This window comes from Gluconobacter albidus (assembly GCF_002723915.1).
GTDB lineage: Bacteria > Pseudomonadota > Alphaproteobacteria > Acetobacterales > Acetobacteraceae > Gluconobacter > Gluconobacter albidus.
Genome location: NZ_BEWL01000033.1, coordinates 1 through 4,470, shown reverse-complemented (window position 1 = coordinate 4,470; position 4,470 = coordinate 1). Strand labels below are relative to the sequence as shown.

Genomic DNA, 4,470 nt, shown 5'->3' with positions numbered 1-4,470 from the left:
GGGGACGAGCTTCGATGATCTGATTGCAGTCATGAAGATCAGTGCTTCCAGCTTTTACAATGCCTTCGAAAGCAAAGAGGCGCTGTATCATGAGGTGATTGAGATCTACATGAGTGTCGCTGGAGGTTGGTTTCTCGATATCCTTGGTGAAGATGCCGATACGCGAACCGTCTTTCAGGATTTAACGATAGCAGCTGCCGTTGAATTTACACGCCCCGACCATCCTACAGGATGCATGATTTCAGTCGCGGCAACGCAATGCTCTCCTAACCAGCACCGTTTGCGTGACCTTTTAGCCAGACAGCGGAAGCAGGCAGAAGGTGCTATGGCTGCACGCTTACAAGAAGGCTTGGAAAGGGGAGACCTGCCGACAGGCGCCGATATCAACGCCTTAGCAGCGTTCTATGGATCTCTTTTACGCGGTATGGCTGTCCAAGCTCGTGACGGAGCATCACAAGAGCGGTTGAAGGAAATCGCGTTGATCGGAATGAACGCCTGGCCACAGACCTGAACGAGATTTTTCAAAAGGCTTCATCATACCGATTGATTATGAACTTCAGTGCGCAAAGCATATTAGTTGGCATAACAAATATTATGCGACCTATCGATGACTGCCCAATACTACAAAAACAAGGCCATGTGCGTCATGGCATTCGGTTTCACCATCATCTATAACAAACAACCCATGCGCTGTCGCCGCGTGTGCTCAGGTATGGAATTATTTTTCCATCAGATGATGCACGATCCCAGTGAGGGTCTTTCGCCTTTCCTCCTGAGAATATAACGGCGTACCGATCAGGAGTTCATCAGGTCTGTACCGCTCTGCGAAAGCGGAAATGTTTTTTGTGACGTCTTCTGCGGTTCCTACGAATGTATAACGTAGTGTGCTGTCAAGGAGACACTGTTCCTGACTATTCCAGGACACTGACCGAGGTGCAGGAAAAGTCGACGGACGTCCCTGACGTAGGGCAACGAAATGCTGCTGTAGAGATGTTGCCGCCTGCTGTGCTTGGGTATGCGTTTCTCCGATCACTGCGTTGATGCCCAGCATGGCATAAGGTGACTGCAGTCGCTCCGAAGGCTCAAACCGCTCACGGTAAAGCGCCAGAGCCTCTTCCATCAGATCAGGAGCGAAATGGCTGGCGAATGCAAATGGCAGCCCCATAATAGCGGCCAGATGAGCGGAGGCCGGATCACGACGCAGCGCGCGCATTGTGGCCTGATCGGAACCGGGCGCCCGTCCAAGCCCAAGATCGATCCGGCCCGGATGGTTTTCGTAGCGCCTACGACATAGCCGATCACGACCGCAGTCGCAGCGGAGGCAATGCCCGCCATTGAGTGATGTTCGGCCAGCCAAAAGCGCTTGAAGCCCAGACTTTCTTCATGCTGCGCAAGATCCGCACTCCGATGAAGCGCCTCGGTCGCCGAACTGCCTTCGGTGATGAACGCGAGATCGAGAATTGAAAGTGGAATCATGTGCAACGCCCTGTTACCAGTTTGCCCATATAGGTGGGGTGGACTGTGGGATGTGCCAAGCAGAAAGGGCGAACCTTCTATAACTCGGGGGACGTCCCGCTCCGACCTTAGAAAAGGATGCTGTTCCTGTTGCCCTACAGGATACGGTCTGTAGAAAATTAACTATATCGCGCGTAGTTAGGCCAGCGCCTGCCTCAGTGCCGCAGGATCTGCATCAGGTGGATAGGATTTTTCTTTAGAGCTACGTTTTTGAAAATAGGTTTTTGGCAGGGTTTAAGCCATAAATGCTCGACTAAAACCAGTTTAGGACCATCATGACAACTTACGCCTCGGGAAAGATCCGAACACGTTGGGCCACGATCGACGACCTCCCTACACTGAAGAAACTCATCAACAGATCCATCGACACACTGCAGGTAGGATTTCTTACCCCTGAGCAAATCATCGCCAGCCAGGCCGTCATGGGCCTGGATACCCAGCTGGTTGAAGACGGATCCTATCTCATCGCCGAATATGACGGGGTTTTAGCGGGATGCGGAGGATGGAGTAATCGCGCGACACTCTACGGAGGCGACCACAGCAGCGACCTGCGTGATCCTATTCTTCTGAACCCTGAGCGAGACCCTGCGAGGATCCGGGCCATGTACACCGATCCTGCTTTCACACGAAAAGGTATTGGCAGTCTCATTTTGAAGCAGTGCGAACAAGCTGCAGCAGAGCATGGTTTCAGAACTGCTGAGCTTATGGCCACTCTTAGTGGAGAACCTCTCTACATCGCCTCCGGCTATTACCCTTTAGAAAGAATTGAAGCCACAGGAGATGGAGTGAACGTTCCACTGATACGAATGCAAAAAAAATTAAAGCCTTAGTCTTAGCCGGCGGGTCTGTACAAATTTTCCAAAAAATGGGCCCCTCCCCGTACCCTATGTCCGTTAATCTACAGTCTCGATCGCCCGCGCCGCCAGACAGCCAAGCATCGCGACGCTGCCGCAGCTCCCCGGCAAGAGCATGACGCCACGCGCGGCGGCTTCTCCATCGAGCTTCTCGGCGAGCCGATAGCTATCCAGTTCGGCTGCGATGTCGAGATAATGAGCGCCATTGCGGATCGCTGCACGCATCAATGGTTCGGCAGTGCGCAGGAAGGGGCCGGCGCAGTTGAGCAGCACCGTTACGTCCGAAAGCACTGCGTCCATAGCCGCCGGGTCGTCGAGGGTGAAGGCTCGCGTCTCGCCGTCCAGCCCAGCCAACGCCGCGGCATCACGACCGGCAAGGACCGGATCGAGCCCCGCGGCCTTCGCATAGCCGGTTGCGAGGCGCGCGGTGTAGCCGGTAGCGCCGTAGATCATGAGCCAGCTCACGACGCATGCTGCCAGCTCTTGAACACGAATTCGAGGCTGTAGCCATCGGGATCGAGCACGTTCGCGGCATAATAACGGAGATCGTAATGGAGCCGCGCACCGGGTGCTCCCATGCCTCCGCCTGTCGCCTCGGTGGCACCGGCGGCGATTGCAGCGGCATAGGCGGCATCAACCTGTTCCCGAGAATCCGCGACGAACCCAATATGGGCAGCCCGTCCTTCGACCACGCCCTGACGCAGCCAGAAGAAGATGCGTCCCTTGCAGCCAAAGCCCTTGAGAGCGGGGTGGCCGGAAGGAGCTTTCTTGCCATCGTAATCGACGCGATCAGTGATGCCGAGCGGCGCGAGTGCTTGCGTGTAGAAGGCGATGGAGCGGTCGAGGTCGGCAACAGATAGAAAGACGTGATCGAGCATTTCTGATCTCCTGTTCAGACGACGTAACCGCCGGCAACTTTGATCGTTTGCACTACCTTGACCGCCTGCTCCGGATTGCGCTTACAGGTGAGGATGATGCGGCCACCGCCGGTGATGATCGTGATTTTCATAGGGTGTTCTCCGCTACTTTTCGAGTGATTTGAAGATAGTTGTTGGGCCCGTTCGCGGCAGCGCCCGATCCTCCCTCGATTTTGCCTATTCCTGCTTTGCGTTTGCCGCGGCCACACGAGAGGCGCACAAGAGGCACATGGAAAAACAGCTTGTAGAACTGCGTCACCTTGCCTCAAACGCCCGGAACAGGCGTACCGAGACCGGTATCCCGCGCGTGGCGATGGTGCAGGGAGCGATACCAGAGCACGAATTGGCAGCGGTCTATGATCCGATGATCAACCTCATCCTCACCGGCAGCAAGGCAATGACGATCGGCGAACGGACAATGCGATACGATCCGGCTAGCTATTTCGTGATGTCACTGGATATGCCCGCCGTTGGCGAGGTGTATCCGGATGCTATCGGCAATCCCTATCTGGCCGTTAGCCTCACGATCGACCCGCAGATGGTGGGCATGATGCTTGCCGATCTCGGCCATGTCGCCCCGCCGCCGTGTTCGAGTGGGTTCTCGGTAGCGTCGGTGACGCCCGAGTTGCTCGATGCGTGGCTGCGCATGCTGCGACTGATCGATAATCCGACCGATATTGCTGCGCTGGCTCCGGCCTACGAACGCGAGATCCTGTATCGGGTGTTGCAGGGACCGCACGGCGCAATGCTGCGCGACATCGCCATGCCCGACACCGCCCTATCGCGCGTCCGGCTCGCCATCCACTGGATCCGCACGAACTTCAAGTTGCGGTTGCGGGTAGAGGCCCTTGCCGAGATCGCCGCAATGAGTGCCTCAGCCTTCCATCGACACTTCAAGGCTGCGACGGCGATGAGCCCGCTGCAGTTTCAGAAACGTATTCGCCTGCTTCAGGCCAGAATGCTGCTGATCGCCAGCTCCCAAAGCACCGCTGCAGTGGCTTATGAGGTGGGGTATGAAAGCCAGTCCCAGTTTACTCGGGAATATACACGCTTCTTCGGTCAGCCTCCCGCAAGGGACGTGCGCCAGATTCAGCGCGAGCTGCGCGACGGCCTGGCCTGACGATCACCCGTGACCGTTACAATGTCGGCTTTCGGGTAACCATCATTACCGCTCTGGTGTCTGC

7 protein-coding genes are annotated in these 4,470 nt (G+C 56.2%); 3 read left to right on the top strand and 4 right to left on the bottom strand.

Annotated features, from left to right (window positions below; genetic code table 11):
* A partial coding sequence (locus tag GAL01_RS15225; protein WP_099253399.1) for a TetR/AcrR family transcriptional regulator occupies positions 1-511 on the top strand: 511 nt, incomplete at its 5' end.
* Positions 512-718: 207 nt separating this feature from the next.
* On the opposite strand, the gene GAL01_RS16225 is transcribed toward GAL01_RS15225, so the two are convergent.
* Entirely contained in the window at positions 719-1,165 is a 447-nt protein-coding gene (locus tag GAL01_RS16225) for an LLM class oxidoreductase (protein ID WP_231865185.1), read from the bottom strand.
* A complete protein-coding gene (locus tag GAL01_RS16220; RefSeq protein ID WP_231865184.1) occupies positions 1,120-1,476 on the bottom strand; it encodes an LLM class flavin-dependent oxidoreductase in 357 nt (118 codons plus the stop codon). The genes GAL01_RS16225 and GAL01_RS16220 overlap by 46 nt, the downstream gene beginning before the upstream one ends.
* Before the next feature lie 314 nt (positions 1,477-1,790).
* Between GAL01_RS16220 and GAL01_RS15215 the strand changes: the two genes are divergently transcribed.
* A complete protein-coding gene (locus GAL01_RS15215; protein ID WP_062026963.1) occupies positions 1,791-2,345 on the top strand; it encodes a GNAT family N-acetyltransferase in 555 nt (184 codons plus the stop codon).
* A gap of 63 nt (positions 2,346-2,408) precedes the next feature.
* Here the strand turns inward: GAL01_RS15215 and GAL01_RS15210 are convergent, their stop codons facing one another.
* Both GAL01_RS15210 and GAL01_RS15205 read right to left on the bottom strand, forming a co-directional pair.
* Complete coding sequence (locus GAL01_RS15210) at positions 2,409-2,822, bottom strand: saccharopine dehydrogenase NADP-binding domain-containing protein (RefSeq protein WP_218017102.1); 414 nt, start codon at positions 2,820-2,822, stop codon at positions 2,409-2,411.
* A gap of 8 nt (positions 2,823-2,830) precedes the next feature.
* The gene (locus tag GAL01_RS15205; protein ID WP_099253395.1) at positions 2,831-3,247 is read right to left on the bottom strand and encodes a VOC family protein; all 417 of its coding nucleotides are present in this window, start codon (positions 3,245-3,247) and stop codon (positions 2,831-2,833) included.
* Between the two features lie 268 nt (positions 3,248-3,515).
* Here GAL01_RS15205 and GAL01_RS15200 point away from each other — a divergent pair, with 268 nt between their 5' ends.
* Complete coding sequence (locus GAL01_RS15200) at positions 3,516-4,406, top strand: AraC family transcriptional regulator (protein WP_099253393.1); 891 nt, start codon at positions 3,516-3,518, stop codon at positions 4,404-4,406.
* The last annotated feature ends 64 nt before the right edge of the window (positions 4,407-4,470 follow it).